This window comes from Streptomyces sp. NPDC025273 (genome assembly GCF_040638585.1).
In the GTDB taxonomy this organism is placed as follows: domain Bacteria; phylum Actinomycetota; class Actinomycetes; order Streptomycetales; family Streptomycetaceae; genus Streptomyces; species Streptomyces cinereorectus.
In genome coordinates this window covers 1,024,726-1,049,686 of sequence record NZ_JBEZYP010000001.1, presented here as the reverse complement: position 1 = coordinate 1,049,686, position 24,961 = coordinate 1,024,726, and the positions used below count along the sequence as shown (strand labels likewise).

Annotated in this window: 21 protein-coding genes; 11 read left to right on the top strand and 10 right to left on the bottom strand. The window is 72.6% G+C overall.

Annotated features, from left to right (window positions below; genetic code table 11):
• Positions 1 to 9: 9 nt before the first annotated feature.
• Both AB0F38_RS04625 and AB0F38_RS04620 read left to right on the top strand, forming a co-directional pair.
• Positions 10 to 939 (top strand): hypothetical protein, encoded by a 930-nt coding sequence (locus AB0F38_RS04625; protein WP_361886487.1) that lies wholly within the window; start codon positions 10 to 12, stop codon positions 937 to 939.
• A gap of 38 nt (positions 940 to 977) precedes the next feature.
• A complete protein-coding gene (locus tag AB0F38_RS04620) occupies positions 978 to 2,093 on the top strand; it encodes an ankyrin repeat domain-containing protein (protein WP_361886484.1) in 1,116 nt (371 codons plus the stop codon).
• Between the two features lie 88 nt (positions 2,094 to 2,181).
• Here the strand turns inward: AB0F38_RS04620 and AB0F38_RS04615 are convergent, their stop codons facing one another.
• From AB0F38_RS04615 to AB0F38_RS04605, 3 genes are all read right to left on the bottom strand, one after another.
• A complete protein-coding gene (locus tag AB0F38_RS04615; protein ID WP_361886481.1) occupies positions 2,182 to 3,804 on the bottom strand; it encodes a DEAD/DEAH box helicase in 1,623 nt (540 codons plus the stop codon).
• 197 nt (positions 3,805 to 4,001) lie between these two features.
• Positions 4,002 to 4,205 (bottom strand): cold-shock protein, encoded by a 204-nt coding sequence (locus tag AB0F38_RS04610; protein WP_015607926.1) that lies wholly within the window; start codon positions 4,203 to 4,205, stop codon positions 4,002 to 4,004.
• A gap of 676 nt (positions 4,206 to 4,881) precedes the next feature.
• Positions 4,882 to 5,382, bottom strand: coding sequence for a pyridoxamine 5'-phosphate oxidase family protein (locus AB0F38_RS04605; RefSeq protein WP_361886478.1), 501 nt, complete (start codon positions 5,380 to 5,382; stop codon positions 4,882 to 4,884).
• Positions 5,383 to 5,643: 261 nt separating this feature from the next.
• On the opposite strand from AB0F38_RS04605, the gene AB0F38_RS04600 reads away from it, so the two are divergent.
• On the top strand, positions 5,644 to 5,829 hold the full coding sequence (locus AB0F38_RS04600; RefSeq protein ID WP_361886475.1) for a hypothetical protein: 186 nt from the start codon (positions 5,644 to 5,646) through the stop codon (positions 5,827 to 5,829).
• A gap of 7 nt (positions 5,830 to 5,836) precedes the next feature.
• Here the strand turns inward: AB0F38_RS04600 and AB0F38_RS04595 are convergent, their stop codons facing one another.
• Positions 5,837 to 6,403, bottom strand: a complete 567-nt coding sequence (locus tag AB0F38_RS04595; RefSeq protein ID WP_361886472.1) for a HutD family protein — start codon at positions 6,401 to 6,403, stop codon at positions 5,837 to 5,839.
• On the bottom strand, positions 6,400 to 7,143 hold the full coding sequence (locus tag AB0F38_RS04590; RefSeq protein WP_361886470.1) for a VWA domain-containing protein: 744 nt from the start codon (positions 7,141 to 7,143) through the stop codon (positions 6,400 to 6,402). The genes AB0F38_RS04595 and AB0F38_RS04590 overlap by 4 nt, the downstream gene beginning before the upstream one ends.
• Before the next feature lie 166 nt (positions 7,144 to 7,309).
• On the opposite strand from AB0F38_RS04590, the gene AB0F38_RS04585 reads away from it, so the two are divergent.
• Entirely contained in the window at positions 7,310 to 8,224 is a 915-nt protein-coding gene (locus tag AB0F38_RS04585) for a rhomboid family intramembrane serine protease (RefSeq protein ID WP_361886467.1), read from the top strand.
• Between the two features lie 208 nt (positions 8,225 to 8,432).
• Here the strand turns inward: AB0F38_RS04585 and AB0F38_RS04580 are convergent, their stop codons facing one another.
• From AB0F38_RS04580 to AB0F38_RS04570, 3 genes are all read right to left on the bottom strand, one after another.
• Positions 8,433 to 9,893: a glutamate synthase subunit beta gene (locus tag AB0F38_RS04580; protein ID WP_361886465.1), complete on the bottom strand. Its 1,461-nt coding sequence runs from the start codon at positions 9,891 to 9,893 to the stop codon at positions 8,433 to 8,435.
• Positions 9,886 to 14,445: a glutamate synthase large subunit gene (gltB, locus tag AB0F38_RS04575; RefSeq protein ID WP_361886462.1), complete on the bottom strand. Its 4,560-nt coding sequence runs from the start codon at positions 14,443 to 14,445 to the stop codon at positions 9,886 to 9,888. Before gltB ends, AB0F38_RS04580 begins: the two co-directional genes overlap by 8 nt.
• Positions 14,446 to 14,828: 383 nt before the next feature.
• The gene (locus tag AB0F38_RS04570; RefSeq protein WP_361886459.1) at positions 14,829 to 15,563 is read right to left on the bottom strand and encodes a VIT1/CCC1 transporter family protein; all 735 of its coding nucleotides are present in this window, start codon (positions 15,561 to 15,563) and stop codon (positions 14,829 to 14,831) included.
• Positions 15,564 to 15,801: 238 nt separating this feature from the next.
• Between AB0F38_RS04570 and AB0F38_RS04565 the strand changes: the two genes are divergently transcribed.
• The 7 genes from AB0F38_RS04565 to AB0F38_RS04535 are packed head-to-tail and all read left to right on the top strand — an operon-like array spanning position 15,802 to position 22,955.
• On the top strand, positions 15,802 to 16,929 hold the full coding sequence (locus tag AB0F38_RS04565) for an ADP-ribosylglycohydrolase family protein (protein ID WP_361886456.1): 1,128 nt from the start codon (positions 15,802 to 15,804) through the stop codon (positions 16,927 to 16,929).
• A complete protein-coding gene (locus AB0F38_RS04560) occupies positions 16,926 to 18,308 on the top strand; it encodes an ADP-ribosylglycohydrolase family protein (protein WP_361886453.1) in 1,383 nt (460 codons plus the stop codon). Before AB0F38_RS04565 ends, AB0F38_RS04560 begins: the two co-directional genes overlap by 4 nt.
• Positions 18,244 to 19,437, top strand: a complete 1,194-nt coding sequence (locus AB0F38_RS04555; RefSeq protein WP_361886450.1) for an ADP-ribosylglycohydrolase family protein — start codon at positions 18,244 to 18,246, stop codon at positions 19,435 to 19,437. Before AB0F38_RS04560 ends, AB0F38_RS04555 begins: the two co-directional genes overlap by 65 nt.
• Complete coding sequence (locus AB0F38_RS04550; RefSeq protein ID WP_361886447.1) at positions 19,434 to 20,801, top strand: ADP-ribosylglycohydrolase family protein; 1,368 nt, start codon at positions 19,434 to 19,436, stop codon at positions 20,799 to 20,801. The genes AB0F38_RS04555 and AB0F38_RS04550 overlap by 4 nt, the downstream gene beginning before the upstream one ends.
• Positions 20,798 to 20,941 (top strand): hypothetical protein, encoded by a 144-nt coding sequence (locus AB0F38_RS04545; protein WP_361886444.1) that lies wholly within the window; start codon positions 20,798 to 20,800, stop codon positions 20,939 to 20,941. The genes AB0F38_RS04550 and AB0F38_RS04545 overlap by 4 nt, the downstream gene beginning before the upstream one ends.
• A complete protein-coding gene (locus tag AB0F38_RS04540; protein WP_361886441.1) occupies positions 20,938 to 22,134 on the top strand; it encodes a CoA transferase in 1,197 nt (398 codons plus the stop codon). The genes AB0F38_RS04545 and AB0F38_RS04540 overlap by 4 nt, the downstream gene beginning before the upstream one ends.
• Entirely contained in the window at positions 22,131 to 22,955 is an 825-nt protein-coding gene (locus tag AB0F38_RS04535) for a CoA ester lyase (RefSeq protein WP_361886438.1), read from the top strand. The genes AB0F38_RS04540 and AB0F38_RS04535 overlap by 4 nt, the downstream gene beginning before the upstream one ends.
• A gap of 88 nt (positions 22,956 to 23,043) precedes the next feature.
• Here the strand turns inward: AB0F38_RS04535 and lgt are convergent, their stop codons facing one another.
• Together lgt and AB0F38_RS04525 are read right to left on the bottom strand one after the other, a co-directional pair.
• Positions 23,044 to 24,030, bottom strand: coding sequence for a prolipoprotein diacylglyceryl transferase (gene lgt / locus AB0F38_RS04530; RefSeq protein WP_361886435.1), 987 nt, complete (start codon positions 24,028 to 24,030; stop codon positions 23,044 to 23,046).
• Positions 24,031 to 24,103: 73 nt separating this feature from the next.
• Positions 24,104 to 24,925, bottom strand: a complete 822-nt coding sequence (locus AB0F38_RS04525; RefSeq protein WP_361886432.1) for a thioredoxin domain-containing protein — start codon at positions 24,923 to 24,925, stop codon at positions 24,104 to 24,106.
• Positions 24,926 to 24,961 lie beyond the last annotated feature (36 nt).

Here is a 24,961-nt window from a genome sequence, read left to right as displayed (position 1 = left end):
GCACGATTGATGGGGAGTCGGGACGTGAGCGACGGCAGGAGCAGCGGTGCCGGCGGCGGTCCGGTCGTCCACGGGTTTCCGCATCTCGACACCGTCAGGTCCGCGATCACCGCGCTCTACCGGCGGATCTCCCCCGACGGTGTGCACAGGTACCCCACCAGCCTCGCCCCGGCCGACGCGGCCTTCTCCGACGGGGACGACCTGCACCTCGGCGCCCAGCGGGTGGCGCACGCCCTGGTGCAGCACCTGCACCTGCCGGAGGCCCGCATCATCGTCGGCTTCCGGCCGATGGAGCACGCCGCGACCGTCGAACTCACCGCAGGGCCGGAGTACTTCATCGAGCTCAACGACCGGTTCCGTACGCACCGCAGGGACATCGGGGCCGCGCTGGCGCACGAGATCACCCATGTGCTGCTGCACCGGCTGGGCCTGGCATTCCCCGGCACCCGGGACAACGAGATCCTCACCGACACGGTGACCGCCTATCTCGGCGCGGGCTGGCTCCTGCTGGACGCCTTCCGCGAGGACGCGACCTCCAGCCAGAAGCTCGGCTATCTCACGCCCGAGGAATTCGGGTACGTACTCGCCGAGCGCGCGCTCGTCTTCGACGAGGACCCCTCCGTGTGGTTCACGAGCCCCCAGGCCTACACGGCGTACACGAAGGGCCGGGACCGGGCGCGTTACGACCACCACCGGCCGCCGCTGGCCTCGGCGGGGTGGGCGGGCCGGCGCCGATACGCCAGGGACCGGCGCCGGGCCGAGGAGCGCCCGGGACCGGGCCAGGACCCGTCCGTGCCCTACGCCTTCGGGAGGGGGCCCGACGGGCTCCGGGTCTCCTTCGCCTGCCCCACCTGTCACCAGCGCATCCGGGTCCAGGTCCGGGGCCGGGTGCGCGTCCGGTGCGGACTGTGCCGCACCGTCCTGGAGTGCGACACCTGAGTCGCGGTCACGGGCCGGGGCGGCCGTAGGGTCGGTGTATGACGAACGATCCGGCCGGGGACCCGAGCAGCCTCTTCGAGGCGTTGTACGACGGTGAGAACGCCGTCGTACGGGCGCTCCGCGCGGGTGTGTCCGCCGAGTCGAGTGACGAGGACGGGACGACCGCGCTGTACCTGGCGTCCGTGCAGGACCTGCCCGGTGCGGTCCGGCTGCTGCTGGCCGTGGGCGCGGACCCGAACCGGGCGAGCGGCCCGGAGGCCGGTGACCTGCCGCTGTGCGGGGCGGCGTGCGGCGGGCACGCCGAGGTCGTCGAGGCACTGCTGGCGGCCGGTGCGTGGCCGGACCTGCGCGAGCAGTTCGGCTTCACCGCGCTGCGCTGGGCGGCCGGCCTGGGCCACGCGCGGATCGCGGAGCTGCTGCTCGGCCACGGCGCGGACCCCGGCCTGCCCGGTCCGCAGGGCGAGCCCCCGCTGGTGGTGGCGGCCCGGCGCGGATCGGCGCGCACCGTACGGACCCTGCTCGGGCACGGCGCCCGGGACCTGGACCGGGCGCTGGAGGAAGCCCGGCGCGTGCTGGCGCTGGACGTGGAGCAGGAGCTGCGCGACGCCCTGTCCGCCCGGTACGGGAACGATCCGCGTCACGGGAGCACGGTGCTCCGCACGGCCGTGGACGGCGGGATGACCGTCAGCGTCGAACTCCTGCGGGACGGCGAGCCGTTCGCGGGTCAGGACCAGCAGACGGGGCACGGCGCCATCGCGACGCTCCTGGAGCACGCGCTGGGGCTGCGGGCCTCCTCCGAGGAGCTGGCGGCCAGGGCGCTGCGGTACGGGGACCCGGAGCTGGACAACTGGCACGAGTCGGTCAGGGCGTTGCGGCTGCGCGGTGACGAGGAGACGTTCCAGGCGGCGGCCGCCTGGACGGCGAGCGACGATCCGCTACGGCAGGCGTTCGGGGCCCAGGTGCTGGCACGGCTCGGATTCCGTACCGGTGCGAAGCCGTTCGCGGCACGTGCCGTGCCCCTGCTGCGGGAGCTGGTGCGCGGGGCGTCGGACCCGGTGCTCATCGCGTCGGCGGAACGGGCGCTCGGTCATCACGAGGACCCGGCAGCCCTGCCGGAGGAGCCGCACGGCCTCTCGGACGGCCCCGGGGACTGAGGACACGGACCGTGGCCGAGGGCGGACATGACGACGGGCACGGCGACCGGCAGGAGCCGGTCCCCGTGCCCGGGGGGGGGTCTGGCGGCTACGCGGCCCGGCGCCCGCGCCCTCCGCCACCGGCCCGGCCGGCCCCGGCGCCACGGGCGGATCCGCCCGCGCCGCCGGCACCACCGCGCGCGCCACCGCCGCCGCGCGTCGCACCTCCACCGCTCTGTGCGGCGCCCGAGCCCGCGCCCGTACCCCCGCGACGGCCGCGGCCCCGGCTGCCCGAGCGGACGGCTCCGCCCGCCGCCGGACCAGAGCCGGAACCGCGTGTACGCGGCTTGGGCTGCGTCGGCTGCGGCACCTCGATGACGATCGCGACGCCGGACGGCTCACGGGCACCGGTGATCCGGCTGAGCTCCTCGTCGCTGGACCTGATCCGGGTGGTGCGCGGCGCGATGCCCGCGTCCGACATCAGCCGGGTCATGTCCCGCTTCTCCTCGGGCAGCACCAGCGTGACGACGCTGCCGGACTCCCCGGCGCGCGCCGTGCGCCCACCACGGTGGAGGTAGTCCTTGTGATCGGTCGGCGGGTCCACGTTGACGACCAGGTCGAGGTCGTCGACGTGAATGCCACGGGCCGCCACGTTCGTCGCGACCAGCGCCGTGACCTGGCCGTTCTTGAACTGGTCCAGCGTCCGGTTGCGCTGCGGCTGCGACCGGCCGCCGTGCAGGGCCGCGGCCCGCACACCGCTGGCGAGCAGCCGCTTGGCGAAGCGGTCGGCGGCACGCTTGGTGTCGACGAACATGATCACCCGGCCCTCACGGGCGGCGATCCGCGTGGCGACGGCCTTCTTGTCCGTCTCGTCCGCCACGTGCAGCACGTGGTGCTCCATGGTGGTGACGGCGCCCGCCGACGGGTCGACCGAGTGCACGACCGGGTCGGTCAGGAACATCTTGACCAGCCGGTCGATGTTCTTGTCCAGGGTCGCGGAGAACAGCATCCGCTGCCCGTCCGGCTCGACCTGCTTGAGCAGCGCGACGACCTGCGGCATGAAGCCCATGTCGGCCATCTGGTCGGCCTCGTCGAGGACGGTGACGGCGACCTCGTCGAGGCGGCAGTCGCCGCGCTCGATGAGGTCCTTGAGCCGTCCCGGTGTGGCGACGAGCACCTCGGCGCCGCGGCGCAGCGCGCCGGACTGCCGGCTGATCGACATGCCGCCGACGACCGTGGCCACGCGGAGGTTCACGGACGTCGCGTACGGCGTCAGCGCGTCGGTCACCTGCTGGGCGAGCTCACGGGTCGGGACGAGGACGAGGGCCAGCGGGGCGTGCGGTTCGGAGCGGCGTCCGGCGGTGCGCGCGAGCAGGGCCAGGCCGAAGGCCAGGGTCTTTCCGGAGCCGGTGCGGCCACGGCCGAGGATGTCCCGTCCGGCCAGCGAGTTCGGCAGGGTGGCGCCCTGGATGGGGAACGGGTCGGTCACACCCTGGGCGGCGAGGGTCTTCAGCAGCGCGGCGGGCATGTCCAGCTCGGCGAACGCCTCGACGGCGGGCAGTGCGGGGGTCATGGTCTCCGGCACGGCGAATTCGCCGCCCTGTGCCGGTGCGGGCCTGCGACGGGCCGGCGCCTTGCCGGAGCCTCGGGTGTTCGCCTGCGGCCGGTCCGCGCCGCGCCCTCTTATCGGGCGGTTGCGGGTGGGACGGTCCTGGCGTTCGGAGCGGGTCATACGGAATTGCCCTCCTGGGGGATTCCTGGGATTACTGCCGACTGCTGCGGACTGCTTGATGTGCGCCCCAGGATGCAAGCACAGAGCAGGTGTCCCGGACACGGAGCGGACCGGGGACGGTACGAGCCGGAAACAGCACAAACCGGGGCCCGCACCTTCACGGTGCGGGCCCCGGCTGCGAGGTACGCGTCCGGCGATTAGGCCGGGACGATGTTCTCCGCCTGCGGGCCCTTCTGGCCCTGCGTGACGTCGAAGGAGACCTTCTGGCCCTCCTGGAGCTCACGGAAGCCCTGGGTGGCGATGTTCGAGTAGTGGGCGAAGACGTCGGCGCCGCCGCCGTCCTGCTCGATGAAGCCGAAGCCCTTTTCCGAGTTGAACCACTTCACGGTTCCAGTAGCCATGTCATTCTCCTAAAAGAGGTGCAGTGCCGGAAATCCGCACTTTACGAATTCCAAGTCGCCGCATTGAGCCCCATCCGGAGAAAGCCGGAAAACAATAAAGCGCCTGAGGAGGGTTCCCGTCAGGCGCACATAAAGTTCATGGGTACCAAAACTGCAACTGGGCAACCGTAGCACGTTCTGTCGCCGAGCGGCAGATCCCCTCTGACCCGCCCCGCGGGAAGGTGCGCCGACCAGGGCGGTCACCGGGGCCGTTGCCGAGGGTTCCGGAATCGCCCCCCGACGCTTCCCGCGCTGTTCTCCCAAGGGTTGTGAGCCGTGGGGAGAAGGAGCGGAACCTCCGGATCATCGCTGCGGCCGACCGGGAGGACATTCACCCGAATGCCGCGCCCGCGCGCGTCCGGCGGGCGCGGACGCGGCGGACGGAGCGGGCAGGTTCTCGGCGCGGGTTGCTCCGGTCGGGTGCCCTCGGGTGGGCGCCTTCGGGTGGGCGCCTTCGGGCACATTCATCATGTACGCGACGCGATGCCGTCCTTGATCAGGGAAACGCCCCGGCCTCGAGCTCCTCGGGGCCGGGATCATCGCCCGGCCGGTACCAGGAGCCCGCGCCCCGGACGGTGTCGCGCAGGAAGCGGCCCGTGACCGGGATGTCCAGGCCACCGGGGGGGGAACCGGACGCTCACATCTCGCGGGGCGGGCTGTCGCCGTTGCCCCTGCGCAGGGTCCGCAGCGGGCCGCCGGGGCGCCAGACCTGGACGACCAGGTCGTCCCCGTCGAGCCCGGTGCGGACCACCTCGTCGGGTGCGGCGCGGAAGAGGAGGAAGGGTTCCGGCGGCGTCACCGCCTCGACGAAGCGGGCCAGCACGGCCGGGTCGGTGATCTCCACCGCCCGGCCGGAGACCCGGACGTCGCCGTCGGCCATCTCCGCGTCGGGCCCCGGGTTGGCCTGGACGGCGAAGCGGGGGTCGCGCCGCAGGTCGAGTGCCTTGCGGGAGTTCGGCATCATGCCGAACCACATCTCCTCCAGCCGGAACTCCACCTCCAGTCCGGTCACCCGGGGTGATCCGTCCTTGCGGAGCGTGGCCAGGACATGGTGCCTGTACTGCTGGAACCGCTTCCGGACGGTGGCGGCGAAGGCCGGCTCGGCCGCCTGGAAGTCTTGCCACGAACTCGATGTCATGCGGTCATCGAATCCCGTGATCCCGGCATCTTCCGTCGGGGTTTCCCGGGACTCTCCGGACGTCACCGGATCGGATGCCGCCTCGTCGCGCTCCTGGTGCCGTGGAAGGGGCGTGCCGTCGCTCCGGCGGCGGGGGCCCCGCCGACCCGAGATGAGTCGGACGGCGGTCTTCACGAAGGCCGTACTGCCCGGCGTGACGCCTGAGCGGTACGACGCGCTCGACGCCGAACCGCGGGCGCTCCCCGGTGACACGTTCGCCGGATGTCTTCGCACAGGTGTGTGCCGACCGGCGCCGGCCCGGAGATCCACGGCCTCTGGGAGTCGGAGGAGGCGATGGAGAAATTCGGCACGCTGATCATGCCGATCGCCCAGAGGCAGGGTCTGCCCCCGTCGTCCGGGCCTCCCGGCGTCCCCCCGGTGCGCCGCTACCGGGTGTCCGGCGCGTGACGCCGCTTCACCGGCCCGGCAGGGTGACGACCACCGCGTATCCGCACGTCCGCAGCACCCCCGGTGACTCGCCGACGGCCAGCACCGCGTCGTGACGGGCCAGTTCGACGTCTGTGCCGCCCTCCAGCACCGCACCGTCCTCCAGTGCCACGGCCACGACCGCACCGCCGTCCGGCGGGATGAGCCGGACGGTGCCTCGTACGACCGCGGTCGAGGCCGGCGGGCGGTCCCTGCGGTACATCACGTTGAGGTTGACGACCGGGCCCGCGAGGAGCCGGCCGTGGGTCGGCAGGTCGCCGGGGAAGTCGTGGGGCCACAACGGCTCGTCGACGATGTGGTGTTCCCCGCCGACCACGAGGTCCATGCCTTCGCCCTCGACGACGGTCAGGGTGCGGTCCAGGCCGGGGAAGAGGGAGAAGGGTCCGTCGCGGGACACGTCCGCCAGGCTGATCCGCCAGTCGACGGAGTCGGCCGCCGCGTCCTCGGGGGCAGCCGCGATCTGCCGGGTCACTCCCCCGCCGTTGTGCCAGGGCACGGCCGTCCGCCCTGCCGCCCTCAGTACGCGCAGGGTCACCGGACGACCCCCTGGGCCCGGGCCGCGGCGAGCCAGTGCGGGAATTCGGCGACCAGCCGGTCGTAGAGTTCGGCGTCCGGGACGGTCCGTGGGTCGGATCCGGCGTGGAAGAAGCCCGCGTTGTCCAGGGGTCGCATGCCGGGTACGGCCAGTTCGTCGAGCCTGCGCAGGAAGTCGAACTGGGAGCTCCGCCTGTTGCCGAAGCCGACGAACTGCCAGAACAGCGGAAGCCTCGCCGCCTTGCAGAGGTAGCGCTGTGCCGCGTGCTTGCTGATCGGTCCGCCGTCCGTCTGGAAGACGACGAGGGCGGGTGCGGTCGACCCGCTGTCGAGGTAGTGGTCGATGACGGCGTCCATGGCCAGGTGGTAGCTGGTCCTGCCCATGTGTCCGAGGCCGGCCACGATCGCGTCGATCCGGCCGTGGTGGTGGTCCAGGGCTATGTCGGTGACCGCGTCGACGTCCGTGGAGAAGAGCACGACGGGCACCCGGCCGTCGTCGTCGAGATGGGCGGACAGTCCGAGCACCCGGTCGGCCAGCGCCTGGACGCTGCCGTCCCGGTAGTACTCCTTCATCGAGCCGGAGTAGTCGAGCACCAGGTACACCGCGGCCCGTTGACCGCTCATCCCGTGCGTGTCCAGTGCCGCCCGCGCGCTCTCGTACGGGCCCGCCAGCGCCGGTGCCCGCTCCCGCACCTTGCTCAGGCTGATGGCCGGGCCCGGGGCGGAGGACGGTTCGGCCATGGCGGTCTCCGATCAGGGGATCCGGGCTGCCGGGGTGCCGGCGGCGGGTCCTTCGAGACTACGGGCTGCGCCACCCAGGTGTGCCCGTCTCCCCGGGCGTTCGCTATCTTGAGCGCCGCCGCCCCCAGCGGCCCCTCCTCTCCGTCCACGAATGAAGGAGCCGGCCATGGAGGCCGCCGCCACCACGTGTTACCGCCACCCGTCGTACGAGACGTACGTGCGCTGCACGCGCTGCGACCGGTACATCTGCCCCGACTGCATGCGCGAGGCCGCGGTCGGTCATCACTGCGTGGAGTGCGTGAAGGAGGGGCAGCGTTCGGTCCGCCGGGCCCGCTCGCTGTTCGGCGGTGCGGTGCCGACGGCCGCGACGCCGGTGGTGACGTACACACTGATGGTGCTGAACATCCTCGCGTACGTCGTCGAGGTGGTCCGTTCCGAGACGGTGGACCGGTTCGGGATGCTCGGTGCGGTGCTGGTCGATGCGGAGGGCGAGCACTACTACTACGAGGGCGGGTCCGTTCCCGGCTTCGACCTGATCGGGGTGGCCGACGGCGAGTGGTACCGGCTGCTGACGGGGGCCTTCCTGCATCTGCCGCCCGACGCCTCGTTCGGCGTGATGCACCTCGTCTTCAACATGTTCGCGCTCTGGAACCTGGGCCGGGTCGTCGAGGGGCAGCTGGGCCGGGCGCGCTATCTGGCGCTGTACCTGCTGTCGGCGCTCGGCGGTTCGGTGCTGGTGTACCTGGTCTCGCCGGAGACCACCGCGGTCGGCGCCTCGGGGGCGATCTTCGGTCTGGCGGCTTCCTTCTACGTCATCAACCGGCGCCTGGGCCGGGACATGCGGCCGGTCAACCGCTTCATGGCCGGGTTCCTGCTCTGGATGGTCATCTCCGCCGCGTTCACCTCGTGGGAGGGGCACCTCGGCGGTCTCCTGACCGGCGGTCTGGTGACCTACGGGCTCGCCTACGCACCGGCGAAGCTGCGGACCTCCGGGGTCCAGCTGGCCGGCGGGGTGGTCCTGGTCGCGCTGCTGGCGCTGGTGGTGTTCCTGAGGACGGCTTCGCTGACCGGCGCCGCCTGAGGGCGCGTACGGCTCCGGCCGGTGGGGCGGCGGCAGCCGGTGGACGCCCGGGGGCCCGTCGCCGGCCGGCCCGGAGACGTCCCGCCGGTCCCGGTCGCTGAACCGGCTCCGGACGCGCCACGGCGCCCGCCATGGTCCGGTCGGGGACGAGGCGGGCGCCGTGTTCAGTTCCGTACGCCTTTGTACGGGACGTCTGTGTGTGCCGTGATCAGACCGTCAGTGAACGGTCCGTCGGGCGGATCGGGGCCGGCAGTGCGCTGGTCCCGGTGAGGAAGCGGTCCACGCCGCGTGCCGCGGAGCGGCCCTCGGCGATGGCCCACACGATCAGGGACTGGCCGCGGCCCGCGTCGCCGGCGACGTAGACGCCGTCGACGTTCGTCGCGTAGTTCTCGTCGCGCGCGATGTTGCCGCGTTCGTCGAGGCCGAGGCCGAACTGCTGGACGAGGCCGTTGGCCTGGTCGGTGCCGGTGAATCCCATGGCCAGGGTGACGAGCTGGGCGGGGATGACCCGCTCGGTGCCGGCCTTCTGCTCCAGCTTGCCGTCCTTGAACTCCACCTCGATGAGGTGCAGGGACCGGACGTTTCCGTCCTCGTCGCCCTCGAAGTGGGTGGTGGAGACGGAGTAGACCCGCTCGCCGCCCTCCTCGTGCGCGGAGGTGACCTTGTAGAGCATGGGGAAGGTGGGCCAGGGCTGGTTGGCGTTCCGCTCCTCGCCCGGCCTCGGCATGATCTCCAGCTGGGTGACGGAGGCGGCGCCCTGCCGGTGGGCGGTGCCGACGCAGTCGGCACCCGTGTCGCCGCCGCCGATGACGACGACGTGCTTGCCCTCGGCGCTGATCGGGGTGACCGTCAGGTCGCCCTCCTGCACCTTGTTGGCGAGCGGGAGGTACTCCATCGCGAAGTGCACGCCGTTCAGCTCACGGCCCGGGACGGGCAGATCGCGGGAGACGGTGGCACCGGCGGCGATGACGATCGAGTCGTAGCGGCGCCGCAGCTTCGCGGCGTCGATGTCCCGGCCGATCTCGATCTCCGTACGGAACTTGGTGCCCTCCGCGCGCATCTGCTCGATGCGGCGGTTGATGTGCGACTTCTCCATCTTGAACTCGGGGATGCCGTAGCGCAGCAGACCGCCGATGCGGTCGGCGCGCTCGTAGACGACGACCGTGTGGCCGGCCCGGGTGAGCTGCTGGGCGGCGGCCAGACCGGCGGGACCGGAGCCGATGACGGCGACGGTCTTGCCGGAGAGGCGCTCGGGCGGCTGCGGGGTGACGTCGCCGCTGTCCCAGGCCTTGTCGATGATGGAGACTTCGACGTTCTTGATGGTGACGGCCGGCTGGTTGATGCCGAGCACGCACGCCGACTCGCAGGGAGCGGGGCACAGCCGCCCGGTGAACTCCGGGAAGTTGTTCGTGGCGTGCAGACGCTCGGACGCCGCCGACCAGTCCTCACGGTAGGCGTAGTCGTTCCACTCGGGGATGAGGTTTCCGAGCGGACAGCCGTTGTGGCAGAACGGGATGCCGCAGTCCATGCAGCGGCCGGCCTGCTTGCTGATGATCGGGAGCAGCGAGCCCGGAACGTAGACCTCGTTCCAGTCCTTGACGCGCTCGCCGACGGGGCGGGTCTGCGCGACCTCGCGGCCGGTGGTCAGGAAGCCCTTGGGGTCAGCCATTGGTCGCCGCCTCCATCATCTTCTCGGTGGTCTCCTGCTCGGAGAGACCGGCGAGCTCAGCGGCGTCCTTGGCGGCGAGCACTGCCTTGTAGGTGGACGGGATGATCTTGCTGAACCGGGCCACCGCGGTGTCCCAGTCGGCAAGCAGCTTCTCGGCGACCGTGGAGCCGGTCTCCTCCTGGTGGCGGCGCACGACGGCGTGCAGCCACTGCTTGTCGGTGTCGTCGAGGGGGCCGACGGCGCCGAGGTTACCGGTGTTGACGTTGTCGGGGTCCAGGTCGATGACGTAGGCGGTGCCGCCCGACATGCCTGCCGCGAAGTTGCGTCCGGTCTCGCCGAGTACGACGGCGTGGCCACCGGTCATGTATTCGCAGCCGTGGTCGCCCACGCCCTCGGAGACGACGGTCGCACCGGAGTTGCGGACGCAGAAGCGCTCGCCGGTCCGGCCGCGCAGGAACAGTTCGCCGCCGGTCGCGCCGTAGGCGATGGTGTTGCCCGCGATGGTGGAGTACTCCGCGAGGTGGTCGGCGCCGCGGTCCGGGCGGACGACGACGCGGCCGCCGGAGAGGCCCTTGCCGACGTAGTCGTTGGCGTCGCCCTCCAGGCGCAGCGTCACGCCGCGCGGTACGAACGCGCCGAAGGACTGGCCGGCGGAGCCGGTGAAGGTGATGTCGATGGTGTCGTCGGGCAGGCCCGCGCCGCCGAACTTCTTGGTCACCTCGTGGCCGAGCATGGTGCCGACGGTGCGGTTGATGTTGCGGATCGCGATCTGGGCGCGGACCGGCTGGGCGGCCTCGGCGCTCTCGGCGCCCAGGGCGTCGGCGGCGAGCTTGATCAGCTGGTTGTCGAGTGCCTTGGCCAGGCCGTGGTCCTGCTCGGCGATCTGGTGGCGCACCGCGCCCTCGGGCAGCTCGGGTACGTAGAAGAGGGGCGCCAGGTCAAGGCCCTGTGCCTTCCAGTGCGTGACGGCCCGGTCGGTGTCGAGGAGTTCTGCGTGGCCGACGGCCTCCTCGATCGTGCGGAAGCCGAGCTCGGCGAGGATCTCGCGGACCTCTTCGGCGATGAACTCGAAGAAGTTGACGATGTATTCGGCCTTGCCGGAGAACCGGTCGCGCAGGACCGGGTTCTGGGTGGCGATGCCGACGGGGCAGGTGTCGAGGTGGCAGACGCGCATCATGACGCAGCCGGAGACGACGAGCGGCGCGGTCGCGAAACCGAACTCCTCGGCGCCCAGCAGCGCGGCGATGACGACGTCGCGGCCGGTCTTGAGCTGGCCGTCGGTCTGGACGACGATGCGGTCGCGCAGACCGTTGAGCAGCAGCGTCTGCTGGGTCTCGGCGAGGCCGAGCTCCCAGGGGCCGCCCGCGTGCTTGAGCGAGGTCAGCGGGGACGCGCCCGTACCGCCGTCGTGGCCGGAGATGAGGACGACGTCCGCGTGGGCCTTGGAGACACCGGCCGCGACCGTGCCGACGCCGACCTCGGAGACCAGCTTCACGTGGATGCGGGCCGCCGGGTTGGCGTTCTTGAGGTCGTGGATCAGCTGAGCCAGGTCCTCGATGGAGTAGATGTCGTGGTGCGGCGGGGGCGAGATCAGGCCGACGCCCGGGGTGGAGTGCCGGGTCCTGGCGACCCACGGGTAGACCTTGTGGCCGGGCAGCTGGCCGCCCTCGCCGGGCTTGGCGCCCTGTGCCATCTTGATCTGGATGTCGTCCGCGTTGACCAGGTATTCGCTGGTCACACCGAAGCGGCCGGAGGCGACCTGCTTGATGGACGAGCGGCGTGCCGGGTCGTACAGCCGGTCCGCGTCCTCGCCGCCCTCACCGGTGTTGGACTTGCCGCCCAGCTGGTTCATGGCGATGGCGAGGGTCTCGTGCGCCTCCTGGGAGATGGAGCCGTACGACATGGCACCGGTGGAGAAGCGCTTGACGATGTCGGAGACGGACTCGACCTCGTCGAGGGAGATCGGCTCGCGGCCGCTCCTGAAGCCGAAGAGTCCGCGGAGCGTCATGAGGCGCTCGGACTGCTCGTTCACCCGGCCGGTGTACTTCTTGAAGATGTCGTACCGGCGGTTGCGGGTGGCGTGCTGGAGGCGGAAGACGGTCTCCGGGTCGAACAGGTGCGGCTCGCCCTCGCGGCGCCACTGGTACTCGCCGCCGATCTCCAGCGCACGGTGCGACGCGGAGATGCCGGAGGCGGGGTACGCCTTGGCGTGCCGGGCGGCGACCTCCTGGGCGACGATGCCGAGACCGGCGCCGCCGATCTTGGTGGCGGTGCCGTTGAAGTACTGCGCGACGAAGGCCTCGTCCAGGCCGACGGCCTCGAAGACCTGGGCGCCGCGGTAGGAGGCGACGGTCGAGATGCCCATCTTGGACATGACCTTCAGGACGCCCTTGCCGAGGGCGTGGATCAGGTTGCGGATGGCCTGCTCGGGCTCGATGCCCTCGATGAACGTGCCGGCGCGGACGAGGTCCTCGACGGACTCCATCGCGAGGTACGGGTTGACCGCGGCGGCGCCGTAGCCGATCAGCAGCGCGACGTGGTGGACCTCTCGTACGTCACCGGCCTCGACCAGCAGGCCCACCTGGGTGCGCTGCTTGGTGCGGATGAGGTGGTGGTGGACGGCCGAGGTGAGCAGCAGCGAGGGGATCGGTGCGTGCTCGGCGTCGGAGTGCCGGTCGGACAGGACGATCAGGCGGGCGCCGTCCTCTATGGCGGCGTCGACCTCGGTGCAGATCTCCTCGATCCGGGCGGCGAGGGCGTCGCCGCCGCCGCCGACCCGGTAGAGGCCGGCCAGGGTGGCGGCCTTCATGCCCGGCATGTCGCCGTCGGCGTTGATGTGTATGAGCTTGGCCAGCTCGTCGTTGTCGATCACCGGGAAGGGCAGCGTGACGCTGCGGCACGCCGCGGCGGTCGGCTCCAGAAGGTTGCCCGCGGGGCCGAGCGTGGAGCGCAGCGAGGTGACGAGCTCCTCGCGGATGGCGTCCAGCGGCGGGTTGGTGACCTGGGCGAACAGCTGGGTGAAGTAGTCGAAGAGCAGCCGGGGGCGCTCGGAGAGCGCGGCGATCGGCGAGTCCGTGCCCATGGAGCCGAGGGGCTCGCCGGCGGTGCGGGCCATCGGGGCGAGGAGGACGCGGAGCTCCTCCTCGGTGTAGCCGAAGGTCTGCTGGCGTCGGGTGACCGAGGCGTGGGTGTGGACGATGTGCTCGCGCTCGGGGAGGTCCTCGAGCTCGATCTCACCGGCTTCCAGCCACTCGGTGTAGGGCTGCTCGGCGGCGAGGGACGCCTTGATCTCGTCGTCCTCGATGATGCGGCGCTCGGCGGTGTCGACGAGGAACATCTTGCCGGGCTGGAGGCGGCCCTTGCGGACGACCTTCGCGGGGTCGATGTCCAGGACACCGACCTCGGAGGAGAGGACGACGAGGCCGTCGTCGGTGACCCAGTAGCGGCCGGGGCGCAGACCGTTGCGGTCGAGGACCGCGCCGACCTGGGTGCCGTCGGTGAAGGTGACGCAGGCCGGGCCGTCCCAGGGCTCCATCATCGTGGAGTGGTACTGGTAGAAGGCGCGCCGGGCGGGCTCCATGGACGCGTGGTTCTCCCACGCCTCGGGGACCATCATCAGCACCGAGTGCGGCAGCGACCGGCCGCCGAGGTGGAGCAGCTCCAGGACCTCGTCGAAGGAGGCCGAGTCGGAGGCGTCCGGGGTGCAGACGGGGAAGATCCGGTCGAGCTGCGCCGCGCCGAAGAGGCTGGAGGCGAGCTGGGACTCCCGGGCCTTCATCCAGTTGCGGTTGCCCTTGACCGTGTTGATCTCGCCGTTGTGCGCGACGAAGCGGTAGGGGTGCGCGAGGGGCCAGCTCGGGAAGGTGTTGGTGGAGAAGCGGGAGTGGACCAGCGCGACCGTGGTGGCGAAACGGCGGTCGGAGAGGTCCGGGAAGAAGGGTTCCAGCTGCCCGGTGGTGAGCATGCCCTTGTAGACGATCGTGCGTGCGGAGAGTGAGGGGAAGTACACCCCGGCCTCCCGCTCGGCGCGCTTGCGCAGCACGAAGGCCTTGCGGTCGAGGGCGACGCCTGTGCTCCCACCGTCGGCGACGATCACCTGGCGGAACTCGGGCATCGTGGCGCGGGCGAGGCTGCCCAGGAGGTCCGGGGCGACCGGGACCTGACGCCAGCCGAGGACGTCGAGGCCCTCTTCGCCGGCGATCTTCTCGATCTGCTGGACGGACTCCGCGGAGCCGTCGGCGGGCAGGAACGCGATTCCGACGGCGTAGGAGCCCGCCTCGGGGAGGTCGAAGGCGACCTCTTCGCGGAGGAAGGCATCCGGGACCTGAAGCAGGATGCCGGCGCCGTCGCCCGAGTCGATCTCGGATCCTGTGGCGCCGCGGTGTTCGAGGTTGCGCAGTACGGTCAGCGCCTGCTCGACCAGCTCATGGCTGGCCACACCGGTAAGAGTGGCCACGAACCCGACGCCACAGGCGTCGTGCTCGTTACGGGGGTCGTACATCCCCTGCTGGGCGGGGCGACCGTCCATGGGCGACCAGGCGTGGATACGCATCGGCTCTCCCGTCGTCGTCGTGGCATGTGCTGTGCCGAGGGACGACGTTGGCCCTCTGCGAAATTTCGTGCAGGTTACATGATGGAACGCTTCTCAAGAAGCGGATAGGGCGTTCCAGCATGCGGACACCACGGAGTCGTGGTGGAAGTGGGTCAGGAGCGGGCGGATCCTTGTGGATCACCGCCCGGGCGACCGGAGAGCACAGGCGTCGTTGCCCGCGGTGTCTACGGCTCTTGCCCTGCGGTCATGGATTCGAAACCGCCGGTTAACGGCTACTTATGTGTAGCGCCGCATAGGATCTCATTTTACGGCCGGGAGGCCCCGTCCGCCCAGTGACGTGCGCCAAGACGTACGTCACACCGTGCCAACGTCCGCGAGGCCGTTCAGCTTCCCGTCGCCACGCCGAACAGGGTGCCCAGACCGTACGTGATCGCCGCGGCGGCCCCGCCGAGCAGGAGCTGGCGCAGTCCGCTGAACCACCAGCTGCGCGCCGTCACCCTGGCCACCACCGCGCCGCAGCCGAACAGGCCGGCGAGGGCGAGGAGCACGGCGGGCCACAGCGCGGTGGCGCCGAGCAGGTACGGCAGTACGGGCAGCAGGGCGCCCAGCGCGAAGGCGCCGAAGGAGGACACGGCCGCGACGAGCGGGGAGGGCAGGTCGCCGGGGTCGATGCCGAGCTCCTCGCGGGCATGGATCTCCAGCGCCTGCTCCGGGTCCCTGGACAGCTGGCGCGCGACCTCCTGGGCGAGCGCGGGCTCGACTCCCCGGGACTCGTACAGCGCGGCGAGCTCCCGCATCTCGTCCTTGGGGTGCTTGCGCAGCTCACCGCGCTCCACGTCGAGCTCGGCCTCGACGAGCTCGCGCTGCGAGGCGACGGAGGTGTATTCACCGGCCGCCATGGAGAACGCGCCCGCGGCCAGACCGGCGAGGCCCGTGATGACGAGGGTCTGCTGGGAGACCGCTCCCCCGGCGACTCCCGTCATCAGGGCGAGGTTGGAGACGAGGCCGTCCATGGCGCCGAACACCGCGGGCCGCAGCCAGCCGCCGTTCACGTCGCGGTGGGTGTGGTTGTCCCGGTGCGCCTCGTGCAGTACGGCGTCGGTCTCGATGATGGACACAGTTCTCCCCTTCTCCGGAAGCGGGCTCCCCGCGTTCCGGCCCCCGCTCGACATGAGGGAACGTACGCACGAAAAGGGGCTCCCGCCAGCAAGGAAGGCCGTACTTACCTGCTCCGGGCACGTCGTCGGCGGCATCATCCGTGTGGCCCTTTTGTTGCCGTGATCGGGCTCGTGGGGGCCTTCGCGTGGCACAGATCGCTCAGCCGGCACCTGCCGGGGCGAACGAAGGGTCGACGCGATGGAGCTGACGGCGGACAGTCCGGCACAGCCGCTGACGGGTGCGGGGCCCGGCGGTACGGGCGACCGGGCCCGGGGGGCGCTGCTGGGGCTCGCGGTGGGGGACGCGCTCGGTGCCCCGGCGGAGAACCTGCGGCCGTCCGAGATCCGCCGGCGCTGGGGCCGGATCGAGGGCTTCGTCAGCGACGACCCGGCGGGCACGGACGACACCGAGTACGCGATCTTCTCCGGGCTGCTGCTGGCACGGCACGGTTCGGCGCTCACGGTCTCGCACGTCGAGCGGGCGTGGCACCACTGGATCGCCGACCTCGACGAGGGCCCGTTCCGCGGCGCCGGGTTCAGCGAGCGCGGCACGCTGGAGAATCTGCGGCGGGGCCTGGCCGCTCCCATCTCGGCCCAGCACCGGCACGCGTGGAGCGACGGTCTCGCGATGCGGGCGGCGCCGTTCGGGGTCTTCGCGGCGGGCCGGCCCGCGGAGGCGGCCCGGCTGGTGGCGGTGGACGGCCGGGTCAGCCATGACGGGGAGGGCATCTACGGCGGCCAGGCGGTCGCGGCGGGTGTGGCCGCCGCGATGGTGGGCGCCGGGCTCGCCTCCGTGATCGCCGCCGCGCTCTCGGTCGTACCGATGGACTCCTGGACGGCCCGTTCGCTGCGGCGCGCGGTCACCGCCGCGCAGCGCCCGTACCCGGACCGGCTGACGAGGGAGCGCACGGTGCGCTCCGCCGTGGTGATCGGCGGCTATCCGTGGACGGATCTGGCACCGGAGGCGGTGGGCCTGGCGTTCGGCGCGTTCACGGCGGCGCGCGGCGACTTCCGTACGGCGGTGCTGACGGCCGTGAACATGGGCAGGGACGCCGATACGACGGCCGCGGTGGCGGGGGCGCTGGCCGGTGCCCTGCACGGGGCATCGGCGATTCCACGGGACTGGGCGTCGGCGATCGGCCCGGTGCGGGGCAGCTGCCTGCCGTCGATGCGGGGCTACCACGTGCTGGACATCGCGGAGCTGCTGACCCCGGACGACGCCGAGGACGCTCCGCCCGGCCGGGACCGCCCGGCCGGCGCCCCTGCGCGGGTCGCCCCCGGCCTCCGGTGGGACGGCTCGGCCACCGGCGAGGGAGCCACCCGATGACCGCCGCGCACGGAGCCGGGGCCGCCGCACCCGCCCCGGGGGCCCCGTCCCACCCGGCGCCTGGCCCGGAGCGGGACGCTCCCGCCGTCCCGCCGGACACGGCTCCCCGTGTCGCCATCCGCATCACCGCCGGACCGGCCGACCGCCCCCGCACCGACGGGGCGACCGGGACGCGGGCCCCCGGGCGGCAGGCCCGGATCGAGGGGCTGCTGCTCGGGCTGGCCGCCGGGGACGCCGCCGGCTGGCCGGCCGCGCGGCACCGGGCGGCACGGATGCCCGAGTGGACCCGGCGGCTCACCCGGGAGCTCGACACCTTCGCCGAGCAGAACGCGACGACGACGCTGCCGGTGCCCATCGCCCTCAACCAGCCGCCCGAACCGCTGCGGCTCGGGCCCTCCGACGACGCCGAGTGGGCCGCGTTCGCCGCCCGGACCGTACTGGCCGCCGCCGCCGACCACGCGCCCGGCCTCTCCCCCGGCCACCGGATGCGGGACGCGATCGACCGGTCGTGGAACGCCCTGGCCGCGAAGGTGGCCGCAGCCGGCGCACGGGCGCCGGAGGTGGAGTCCGCCGTCCTCCCGCTCCGGGCCCGGATCTCCGTACGGGCCGGGCTCGGGAATCTCGCCGCCGGACTGCGCCCTCCCGCCACCGGCCACGACAACCCGCACTACTTCGACGACGCGGCCTGTGTCAGGGCCGCCGTGCTCGCGGTCGTGCATCCCGGCGATCCCGCCGCCGCCGCCGGACTCGCCGAGTTCGACGCGCGCTACACGCAGGACGGCGACGGGGTGCACGGCGCCCGCGCGATCGCCGCCGCGATCGCCGAGGCCCTGGCCGGGGCGGACGTCGACACCGTGGTGAACGCGGCGCTCGACCGGCTTCCCGAGGGCACCGAGATCGCCCGCAACGCCGTCCACGCGGTGCGGCTGGCCCGGGAGTTCGCGGGAGAGGCGGCGGGTGCCTTCGCCCTCGTCCCGGTGCTGGAGCACCAGATCGTCGACCACGTGTACAGCTACGGGATCGCCGCGGCCGAGACCGTGCCGGTCGCCCTGGCCCTGGCCACCGCCGCCCGGGGCGAGATCGCCCAGGCCGTGCCCGCGGCGGCCTGCCTGTCCCGGGTCGCCGACTCGGCGCCCGCCCTCGCCGGAGCGCTGACCGGTGCGCTGGGCGGGATCGGCACCGTGCCCGCGGGCTGGCGCGAGGCCTGCCGCACGCTGGCCGGGTGCGCGCTGCCCCGGCTCGCCGGCACCGATCTCATGGAACTCGCCGGGCTGCTGGCGGCCACGGACGTCACCTCGGGTGGACAATTCCGGCATGACACCCAAAACTCCCGCACCGTTCGCGGCGGACACGACCCGCACGACGCTCACCCTGGATGAGCGGATCACCGGCGCGCTCGTCGGGGCGGCCGTCGGCGACGCCCTCGGCGGCCCCGTCGAGGGCTGGACCCCGGAGCAGATCGCCGAACGCCACGGCGGCCGGGTGACCGGGATCGTCGGCCCCTGGCACGGCGAGGACTGGCGCACCGCACGCCGCATCGCCCCCTACCACAAGGGCGACGGGCACGTCACCGACGACACCCTCATGACCCATGCGCTGATCAGGGTGTACGAGACGGTGCGCGGTCATCTCGACGCGTACGCCGTGGCCGACCACCTCGTACCGGATCTGATGTCCCGTCCCCGCTGGATCCCGGAGCTGGAGGCCGAGGCGCTCCCCCTGCAGCGGATCTTCCTCGCCGAGAAGTGGATCGTCGCACGGCTGCACTACGGCCACGCCGACCCGCGCGAGGCCGGCTCCGGAAACATCGTCAACTGCGGAGCGGCGATGTACATGGCCCCGGTCGGACTGGTGAACGCGGCCCACCCGGAGGCCGCCTACGCGGAGGCGCTGGACGTCGCGGGTGCCCATCAGTCCTCGTACGGGCGGGAGGCGGCCGGGATCCTCGCCGCCGCCGTCGCCGCCGCCTGCACCCCGGGCGCCACACCCGGGTCCGTCGTCGGGACCTGTCTGGCGCTGGCCAAGGACGGCACGCGGTCGGCGATCGAGGCGGTGTGCGAGGTGGCCTCCCGGTACACCGACTTCGAGTCCGCGCTGGCCCCGGTCCGTGCCGCCGTGGCCCCCTTCGACACGGTGGGCCCGCACTACCGTGATCCCTCGCTCGGCGCCCGGCGGCCCTCCCGGCTGCACTCGGTCGAGGAGCTGCCGGTCGCGCTCGGGATGCTGCTCGTCGGCGGCGGCGACTACCGGCACACGGTGCTCGGCTCGGTCAACTACGGCCGTGACTGCGACTCGATCGCGACGATGAGCGGCGCGCTCGCGGGCGCGCTCCACGGCGAGCGGGCGGTCCCCGCCGCCTGGGTGAAGACGGTCGCCGAGGCCAGCCGCCTCGATCTGCACGCCCCTGCACGGGCCCTGACGGAGGTCGCCCGCGAGATCTTCGTACGGGACACCGCCCGCCGCCGGGCCCACGAGGCCGCGTTCGCGACACTGGCCGGCCCCCGGTGACCGTACGGCTGACGTGGGTTCAGCCCGAGGACCTGGTGGGGCACGAACTGCGCCAGGCCGCACAGGACGGCAGGGACGCCGGGGACGTGGAGCGCCGCTGGTACGAGGCCGGCGGCGCCCCCGCACCGGAGCGTGCGGGGGCGGCGAAGTCCCCCGCGTCACCCCGGCTGCGGGCGCTGGCCGAGCGGTTCCTCGACGAACTCGCGCTGCTGGAAAGCCCGTTGGCGAAGGTCGAGCCGACCGCACTGGCCGCGATCCAGGCGGCCTGCCCGCGCTGGCCCGCCCCCCGGCCCCGTCCCGCGGCCCTCGGGCCCGAACGGCTGCACGCCGCCTGGCTGGGCCGGGCCGCCGGCTGCCTGCTCGGCAAGCCCGTCGAGAAGCTGCCCCTGGCCGGCATCCGCGCGCTGGCCCGCGCCGCCGGCAACTGGCCGCTCACCACCTGGTTCACCGGCCGCGGGCTGCCGGACGAGCTGGCGGCCGCCCACCCCTGGAACCGGCGCTCGGCGACCACCTCCCTGGCCGAGAACATCGACGGCATGCCGGAGGACGACGACCTCGACCATCCCCTTCTGACCGTGCTGCTGCTCCAGCGCCACGGCCGCCGCTTCACCACGGCCGACCTCGCCCGGCTCTGGCTGGACTCGCTCCCGGCCGGCCGGGTCTTCACCGCCGAGCGCATCGCGTACCGCAATCTGCTCGACGGCATCGAGCCGCCGGACACCGCCCGCCACCGCAACCCGTTCCGGGAGTGGATCGGCGCCCAGATCCGGGCCGACGTGCACGGCTGGACCAACCCGGGTGACCCGGCCGCCGCCGCCGCGCAGGCACACCGGGACGCGGTGCTCACGCACACCTCCAACGGGGTGTACGGGGCGATGTTCACCGCCGCCGCGCTCGCCGAGGCGGCCGGCGGTGAGACGGACGTCCACGGCTGCCTGGCGGCCGGGCTGCGCGTGGTGCCGCCCCGCTCCCGGTACGCCCACGCGGTGCGCCTCGGGATCACGACGGCCCGGACCGAACCGGACTTCGACACGGTCGTGGACCGGCTGCACGCCGCCTACGCGGCCACCCACCACTGGGTGCACGTCCTGCCCAACGCGGCGCTGCTGGCCGCCGCCCTCACCCACGCGGACGGCGACTTCGGCCGCTCCGTCTGCTGCGCGGTGTCCGGCGGCTGGGACACCGACTCGAACGGCGCGACGGCCGGATCGCTCGCGGGCCTGCTGGCCGGGCGGCCCGCCGCGCTGCCCGACCGGTGGACGGCCCCGCTCAGGAACCGGCTTTCGACATCCGTGCCCGGCTTCGGCTCCATCGGCTTCGACACACTCGCCGAACTGACCTACCAGGAGGTACGCCGCCCATGACAGCGATCGCCGTGCTCGGCAGCACCGACAGGGACCCGGTCGCCCACGTCCACCGGGCGTCCCCGGCCGCTGCGCTCCGCGTGCGCAGGCCCGGCACCCCGGTGCCGACGCCGTACCGAAGCGAGACCGATGCCGTATGAATGCGACGACCGCTCCCCTCTCCGGCCTGCGGGTCCTGGACCTCGCCACGCTGTTCGCCGGACCGCTCGCGGCCACCATGCTCGGAGACTTCGGCGCCGAGGTCATCAAGGTCGAGCATCCGCGCAGGCCCGACCCCTCGCGCGGGCACGGTCCCGTGAAGGACGGGGTCGGCCTGTGGTGGAAGCTGCTCGGCCGCAACAAGCGCACGCTGACCCTCGACCTGTCCAGCCCCGGTGGCCGGGAGGTGCTGCTGCGGCTCGCCGCGGACACCGACGTGATCATCGAGAACTTCCGGCCCGGGACACTGGAACGCTGGGGCGTGGGCTGGGAGGAGCTGCACGCCGTCAACCCCCGGCTGGTGCTGGCCCGGGTCACGGGCTTCGGCCAGTTCGGCCCGTACGCGCACCGGCCCGGCTTCGGCACGCTCGCCGAGGCGATGAGCGGCTTCGCCGCCGTCACCGGGGAACCGGAGGGGCCGCCGACCCTGCCACCGTTCGGGCTCGCCGACTCGATCGCGGCGCTCGCCACGGCGTACGCGGTGATGACGGCCCTGTCCGGGCGTGACCGCACCGGGCAGGGGCAGGTGGTCGACCTGGCGATCATCGAGCCGATCCTGACCGTGCTGGGGCCGCAGCCGCTCTGGTACGACCAGCTCGGCTACGTCCAGCCGCGCACCGGCAACCGCTCCCGCAACAACGCCCCGCGCAACACCTACCGGACCTGCGACGGCCACTGGGTGGCCGTCTCGACCTCGGCCCAGTCGGTCGCCGAGCGCGTCATGCGCCTGGTGGGGCGCCCGGACCTGATCGACGAACCGTGGTTCGCCGCCGGGACCACGCGCGCCGAGCACGCCGACGAACTCGACGACGCCGTGGGGCACTGGATCGCCCGGCGCACCAGGGAGGAGGCGCTCTCGGCGTTCGAGAAGGCGGAGGCGGCCATCGCGCCGGTCAACGACGTACGGGACGTGATGGAGGATCCCCAGTACCGGGCGCTGGGCACGATCACCGAGGTCGACGACCCGGAGCTGGGGCCGCTGCGGATGCAGAACGTGCTGTTCCGGCTCTCGGGGACGCCGGGGGCGATCCGCTGGGCGGGCCGGCCGCACGGCGCGGACACCGACGAGATCCTGGCCGGACTCGGCCTGTCGGCGCCGAAGATCGCGGCACTGCGGGAGGAGGGTGCGCTGTGAGTGGTGCCCCGGCGGTGGCACTGACCTGGCTGTACGTTCCCGGGGACCGGCCCGCGGTGGTCCGCAAGGCGCTCGGCTCGGGGGCGGACGTGGTGATCGTGGACCTGGAGGACGCGGTCGCGCCGGACCGCAAGGAGTACGCACGGGCGGCGACCCTGGAGCTCCTCGCGGATCCGGTCACGGCCGGCCCGATGGCGGTGCCGGTCCATGTCCGGGTCCACGGCGAGGACGACGTGAAGGCCCTGAGAGGGCTGCCGGGGTTGTCCGGGATGCGGCTCCCCAAGATCACTCATGCGGCGTCCGTGCACCATGTGGCGGCGCTGGCGCCGGGGGTGGCGCTGTATCCGCTGCTGGAGTCGGCGCTGGCGATCGAGCACGCGTACTCGATCGCCGGTGCCCATCACGAGGTGCGGGGCATCGCGCTCGGCGAGGCGGACCTGCGGGCGGATCTGGGCGTACGGGAGGACGCCGGGCTCGACTGGTCACGCAGCCGCGTCGTGGTCGCCGCCCGGGCGGCCGGGCTCGACCCGCCCGTCATGTCGGTGTTCCCCGACGTCCGGGATCTGTCCGGGCTGCGGTCGTCGTGCGCGCACGGGCGGGGGCTGGGGCTGCTCGGCCGGGCGGCGATCCATCCCCGGCAGCTGCCGGTGATCGAGCGCTCGTTCCGGCCCACGGCCCAGGAGATCGAGGCCGCGGAGCAGATCATGGAGGCGTCACGGACGGACGCCGGGGCGCTGGCCCTGCCGGACGGGAGGTTCGTCGACGCCGCGGTGGTGGCGGCAGCGCGGCGGACCCTGGCCCTGGCGGGACGCCTGACGTGAGCCCGGCGGCACCCCGTCCGACGGGCCGTGGCACAGGAAGGGGCCGCCGGACCTCGCGGTCCTGCGGCCCCTGTGCGTTCCGGGTGGGTCAGCTCTTGTCGGCCTTCTGCGGGGCCGCATCGTCCTCCGGCGCCTTCGCCTCCGCGTCCGCCTCCTGAGCTCCGGCGTCCTTGTCCTCAGCGTCCTGCGCCGGGGCCGCGGCCCCGGCGCCGTCCTTGCCGGGCTCGCGGTCCTCGTCCGGCTCGCCCCCGGCCGGCTCCGCCGCGGCGGGCTCGACGATCTCCTCGCGGCCGGGGCGCACCTTCGCCGAGATCACGATGTACGTCACCGCCAGCACGAGGACGATGATCGCCGTCCACACGTTGAGCCGCAGGCCCAGCACGTGGTGCGCCTCGTCGACGCGCATGTACTCGATCCACCCGCGGCCCGCGCAGTACGCGGCCACGTACAGCGCGAAAGCCCTGCCGTGTCCGAGCGTGAAGCGGCGGTCCGCCCAGATGACCAGCACGGCCACACCGATGCACCACAGCGACTCGTACAGGAACGTCGGGTGGTAGGTGCCCGCGACCCGGTTCGCACCCTCGCTGATCTCCAGCGCCCACGGCACATCCGTCGGCTTGCCGTACAGCTCCTGGTTGAACCAGTTGCCCCAACGGCCGATCGCCTGGGCGAAGGCGATGCCGGGCGCCAGGGCGTCGGCCCAGGCGGGCAGCGGGATCCCACGTCGGCGGCAGCCGATCCAGGCACCGACCGCGCCGAGCGCGATCGCGCCCCAGATGCCGAGGCCGCCTTCCCAGATCTTGAAGGCGTCCACCCAGTTCTCACCGTCGCTGAAGTACAGCTGGTAGTCGGTGATGACGTGGTAGAGCCTGCCGCCGACAAGGCCGAAGGGCACGGCCCAGACGGCGATGTCGGCAACGGTGCCGGCTCGGCCGCCCCTGGCGATCCAGCGCTTGTTGCCGAACCAGACGGCGACGAAGACACCGATGATGATGCAGAACGCGTAGCCGCGGAGCGGGATCGGGCCGAGCTCGATCACGCCGGTCGACGGGCTGGGAATGAAGGCAAGGTTCATGACGGGGTCGACGCTACCCTGCCGGACGGGACGTACGGCAAGCCGTCCGGCAACTTCTGGGTAACGAGGCGCCTCATGGGGAGGGTGTCGCCCCTGCCGTGGCCGGTTTCTTGCCCTTGTTCGCCTCGGCCACCCACTTCTCGAGGTTCGCGACGGAGATCTCCTCGTCCCCCTTCTTCGGGAAGATCGGCTCGCCGTTGAGCAGCGCGGTGGGAGTCCCCTGGAAGCCGCCCTCGCCGAAGGCGGTGTCGGACTTCTCGACCCAGCCGTCGTAGGTGCCGTCCTCCACGCAGCTGCGGAAGGCGGGCGTGTCCAGGCCGTCCACCGAGCCCGCCAGCTCGATCAGCTTGCCGTTGTCGGCGAAGGCGTCGTCCGACTCGGCGGGCTGATTGCGGTAGAGCACGTCGTGGTACGGGGCGAACTTGCCGGCGTCCTGGGCGCAGGCAGCCGCGTTGGCCGCGCGCAGGGATCCGCTGCCGCCGAGATTGCCGTCGATGATCGTGGCCAGGTGGTAGTCCACCTTGATCCGGCCGTCGGCCGCCAGCTCCGCGATCGTGTCGCGGAAGGCGTCCTCGAACTGGGCGCAGACCGGGCAGCGGAAGTCCTCCCAGATCGTGAGCGTGGACGGCGCGTCGTCCGCTCCCACCCGGAGGGTGAGGCCGTCCTCGCCGGTCGCGCCGGACGGGGTGACCACGGGCCCTGCCTGGCCGTCCTTGTCGTTCTTGCCCGCGTTGGCGGCGATCAGGCCGATGACCGCGGCCAGCCCCATCACCCCCACCACGGCGGTCGCGACGATCAGCGTGCGCCTGCGGCGCTCCCGCGCACGGTCCAGCTCACGCTGCTGTACGAGCCGGTCGCGCGCGGCTCTCTTTCGCTCATGGTTCTTGTCGCTCACACCGCGCAAACGAACCGGGGAGGCACGTCAGCGCCT

Bases quoted from the DNA above. Each gene is read 5' to 3' on its own strand.
- AB0F38_RS04565 (WP_361886456.1), top strand. From the start codon at position 15,802: ATGGAGCTGACGGCGGACAGTCCGGCACAGCCGCTGACGGGTGCGGGG.
- AB0F38_RS04590 (WP_361886470.1), bottom strand. From the start codon at position 7,143: ATGGCCGAACCGTCCTCCGCCCCGGGCCCGGCCATCAGCCTGAGCAAG.
- AB0F38_RS04540 (WP_361886441.1), top strand. From the start codon at position 20,938: ATGAATGCGACGACCGCTCCCCTCTCCGGCCTGCGGGTCCTGGACCTC.
- AB0F38_RS04615 (WP_361886481.1), bottom strand. From the start codon at position 3,804: ATGACCCGCTCCGAACGCCAGGACCGTCCCACCCGCAACCGCCCGATA.
- lgt (WP_361886435.1), bottom strand. From the start codon at position 24,030: ATGAACCTTGCCTTCATTCCCAGCCCGTCGACCGGCGTGATCGAGCTC.
- AB0F38_RS04605 (WP_361886478.1), bottom strand. From the start codon at position 5,382: ATGACATCGAGTTCGTGGCAAGACTTCCAGGCGGCCGAGCCGGCCTTC.
- AB0F38_RS04610 (WP_015607926.1), bottom strand. From the start codon at position 4,205: ATGGCTACTGGAACCGTGAAGTGGTTCAACTCGGAAAAGGGCTTCGGC.
- AB0F38_RS04620 (WP_361886484.1), top strand. From the start codon at position 978: ATGACGAACGATCCGGCCGGGGACCCGAGCAGCCTCTTCGAGGCGTTG.
- AB0F38_RS04580 (WP_361886465.1), bottom strand. From the start codon at position 9,893: ATGGCTGACCCCAAGGGCTTCCTGACCACCGGCCGCGAGGTCGCGCAG.
- AB0F38_RS04600 (WP_361886475.1), top strand. From the start codon at position 5,644: ATGTCTTCGCACAGGTGTGTGCCGACCGGCGCCGGCCCGGAGATCCAC.
- AB0F38_RS04545 (WP_361886444.1), top strand. From the start codon at position 20,798: ATGACAGCGATCGCCGTGCTCGGCAGCACCGACAGGGACCCGGTCGCC.
- AB0F38_RS04585 (WP_361886467.1), top strand. From the start codon at position 7,310: ATGGAGGCCGCCGCCACCACGTGTTACCGCCACCCGTCGTACGAGACG.
- AB0F38_RS04560 (WP_361886453.1), top strand. From the start codon at position 16,926: ATGACCGCCGCGCACGGAGCCGGGGCCGCCGCACCCGCCCCGGGGGCC.
- AB0F38_RS04625 (WP_361886487.1), top strand. From the start codon at position 10: ATGGGGAGTCGGGACGTGAGCGACGGCAGGAGCAGCGGTGCCGGCGGC.
- AB0F38_RS04555 (WP_361886450.1), top strand. From the start codon at position 18,244: ATGACACCCAAAACTCCCGCACCGTTCGCGGCGGACACGACCCGCACG.
- gltB (WP_361886462.1), bottom strand. From the start codon at position 14,445: ATGCGTATCCACGCCTGGTCGCCCATGGACGGTCGCCCCGCCCAGCAG.